2 protein-coding genes are annotated in these 3,287 nt (G+C 67.4%); both read right to left on the reverse strand.

Annotated features, from left to right (window positions below; translation table 11 throughout):
- Positions 1 to 36: 36 nt before the first annotated feature.
- Positions 37 to 942, reverse strand: a complete 906-nt coding sequence (locus tag ACRDSQ_RS22445) for an ABC transporter permease subunit (RefSeq protein ID WP_431423789.1) — start codon at positions 940 to 942, stop codon at positions 37 to 39.
- Positions 942 to 2,129 carry an ATP-binding cassette domain-containing protein gene (locus tag ACRDSQ_RS22450; RefSeq protein ID WP_431423791.1) on the reverse strand — a complete coding sequence of 396 codons (1,188 nt, stop codon included), beginning with the start codon at positions 2,127 to 2,129 and terminating at the stop codon, positions 942 to 944. The genes ACRDSQ_RS22445 and ACRDSQ_RS22450 overlap by 1 nt, the downstream gene beginning before the upstream one ends.
- Positions 2,130 to 3,287: the final 1,158 nt, after the last annotated feature.

The following is a 3,287-nucleotide window of genomic DNA, read 5'->3' on the forward strand; positions in this document are numbered from 1 at the left end:
GGGGTGAACGGCCCGCGCCTGTGGATAACTGGTGGATCAGGTGATGTCGCGCTTCTGGTTGCGCCACATGCCGGTGCCGAAGAACAGCGCGGTCCACGCCAGGAACACCAGGGTGCTCAGCCACAGCGACAGCGCGCCAGGGGCGCCCGCCACCGCGCGGATGGCCTGGTCGAAGGTCTCGCGCCGGTCGTCGGTGACCAGTTCGCCGCCCAGGTTGAGGACCAGGGACTGGATTTGGTCGAACAGCAGCGCGCTCGCGGTCGACCCGGTCATGCCGTTGGCCGAGCCGTTCGGCAGGAAGCCGGGCAGGTTCGAGCCGTCGGTGGCGGAGAAGAGCACGAACTCGCCGAACGGGCCGATGACGAGCGCGTAGATCAGCAGGATCACGATCGCGCCCACCGGCGACCCGATCAGCGCGCCCACCCCAAGCCCGAACAGCGTCCACAAGGTGCACATGATCACGCCGGCGAGCAGCACCAGGAACCACTGCTTGCCGTCAGGCAGGTGGTTGCTGTCGGACCCGAGCAGCGCGCCGAAGGAGACGGCGACGGCGATGACGAGCCCGTAGATCAGGCCCCACACGGCGTAGACGATCGCCTTGGCCGCGAGGACGCCGGGACGCGTGGACGCGGTCAGGAACGTCGTCGTGATCGTGCGGCGGTGCAGTTCGCTGGCCAGGCCGAGCGCGCCGAAGAGCATCGGGAAGATCGACGCGATGTTCATCGCGCGGGCCAGCGCGATCACCGACCACGACACCTCGTTGATCGGGATGTCGAACTGCTGGATGACGTCTTCGCGCGACAGGTCGTTGGCGATCTCCGTGGTCAGCGCGGCGCCGCCGAGCGCCCAGCCGCCCGCCACCAGGAACGCGGGGATCATCATCGCCCACCACAGCTTGGTGGTCAGGATCTTGCGGAACTCCGCCTTGATCACGTTGCCCATCAGGCGTTGCCTCCCTGTCCGGTCGTGTCCTGCTGCGCGGGCGTCGGATCGGACGCGGGCGGCTGATACGGCGAGGACTCCTGGACCGGCGGCTGGTACTGCTGCTCGTAACCCTGCGGCGGCTGCTGATAGGCCTGCTGCTGATACGGCTGCTGTTGATAAGCCTGCTGCGGGGGCTGCTGATATTGCTGCTGCTGGTACGCGTACGGCTGCTGCTGGTAGGCCTCCACGGGAAGCGCGTAACCGGCGGGCTGCTGCGGCGGCGGACCGTAGCCAGGCGCGGCGTACTGGCCGCTGGTCAGCCGGAAGAACAGCTGCTCCAGGTCGACCTTCTCCTCCTGCATGCCATACGTCGCGACACCGGCCTTCGCCGCCACGTCGCCGATCTGCTGGATCGTGGCGTCGGTGACCGCGACCTTGCCGTCGGGCGTGGGCTGGATGCCGGCGATCCCAGCGGCCTGCAGCGCGGCGACGAACGCGGTCGCGTCGGCGGGCTGCACGAGCACCCGCGACTGCTGCGACCGGCGCAGGTCGTCGAGCATCCCGTAGAAGACGGTCTGCCCGCGGCTGATGATCACGACCTGGTCGATGGTCTGCTCGACCTCGGCCAGCAAGTGGCTGGAAATCAGCACAGTCCGACCCGACGCGGCGAACGCGCGCAGGAACGTGCGCAGCCAAGCGATGCCCTCCGGGTCGAGCCCGTTCGCGGGCTCATCGAGCACCAACACCTGCGGGTCGCCCAACAACGCGGTGGCCAACGCCAGCCGCTGCTTCATGCCCAGCGAGAACCCACCCGCCGCACGGTGCGCCGCACCCCCCAACCCGACGAGCTGGACCACCTCATGCGCACGCTGATCAGGCAACCCCATCGCCGCGGCATACACCCGCAGATGGTTGAGCGCCGACCGCGTGGGGTGGAACCCCTGCGCCTCAAGCACCGCGCCCACAACCCGACCAGGATTGCCCAACCGCTCAAACGGCTGCCCGTTGATCGTCGAATGGCCCGCCGTCGGCCGCACAAGGCCGAGCAACATCCGAAGCGTCGTCGTCTTACCCGCGCCGTTCGGCCCGAGGAAGCCGGTGACCGACCCCGGCTCCACATGGAAACTCAGGTTCTGCACCGCGGCGACCTGACCAAAGTTCTTGGTCAAGTTCTGCACCACGATGCGACCGCTACCGTCCTGCACAGGGCCCCTCCTGCTCGCCAGGCTGTCGTGGCGGCCATCTTGCCCCATGACGACTACACCGCGTCGCAGCACGGGAAGACTGACGCCCCTGTTCACCCAGCGTGACGGACAATCAGCGGTGGCGAATCACCGGAATCTCAGTCGTGACCTCCACGGAAGACTCCGGCGGAACCACCCGACCAGGCTTCCCGAACGGATTGCGCAACGGCCGCGTCCGCTCACGGTGCGGAACACCCTCACCGATCAAATGCTCATGGGCCATCTTCCACACCTGACACGGCCAACGCCTACCCCGGAACCCACCCCACCCCGGCGGACAAGCCTGACACCGCAAATCAGGACCCTGCTGGTGCACCGTGAGCAACAACCGCCACCCATCGGCCAACCTGGTGATCTCGCTGCGCGCCAACGGAAGCAACGTATCCGCGTTCGCACTGCCCGCGGCCTCGTCCAACAACGCCAACCGCCGCAACACGGCCTCACGCAACGGATCGGACCCCATCAGGCCCGAACTTCATCCGCGCGACCCGCCGCCTGATCCAACACAAGCCCCAACGACCGCGTCTGCTGCGCCGACAACACAGCCGAAGCACCAGGCGGCGGCACCAACACGACACGGTCATCCTCGACCAACACCGTCAACGCCCGATCCCTGCCGAACGGGTCATGGCAACCGACGTACCACCGGGGCTCAGTCACAGAGAGAACATCGGTCTCACAACGGGAACTCACTACCCCTACCGGGGGTATTCACCCGAATGTGCGCTGGTCGTGAACAGTTCACCGGAACGTACCCACTACCCGTGGACAAATATTCACAACTCGCCTGCCCCCCGATGCGGCGCTCAAGACCGAATATGCCTAAGCTATAGGTGGCGGCCCGCTCCCAGTGACCCCCAGGCTGGTTGAGCGGGCCGCCCTTAAATCTGTGTCCCCATGCTCGCGGAGAGCGCTCGCCGGGGATTTTCGTCCACTGGAACCGGGGGGCGACCCCCCGGACCCCCACGGTGCGATCGGTCGCCGAACCAGCCCTGCCGGAGTAGTCGCTGCGCTCGCGGCCGGGCGGGGATGTCCTTGCTCTTAGTCCCTGTTTGTTTCCCGGGCTTCCTCGTGGGGGTGGGGGCGTAGGGAGGCCCGGCCCACGCGAGGGCGGTGGGC

The organism is Actinokineospora sp. (genome assembly GCF_050699995.1).
Classification (GTDB): Bacteria; Actinomycetota; Actinomycetes; order Mycobacteriales; family Pseudonocardiaceae; genus Actinokineospora.

Bases quoted from the DNA above. Each gene is read 5' to 3' on its own strand.
- ACRDSQ_RS22445 (WP_431423789.1), bottom strand. From the start codon at position 942: ATGGGCAACGTGATCAAGGCGGAGTTCCGCAAGATCCTGACCACCAAG.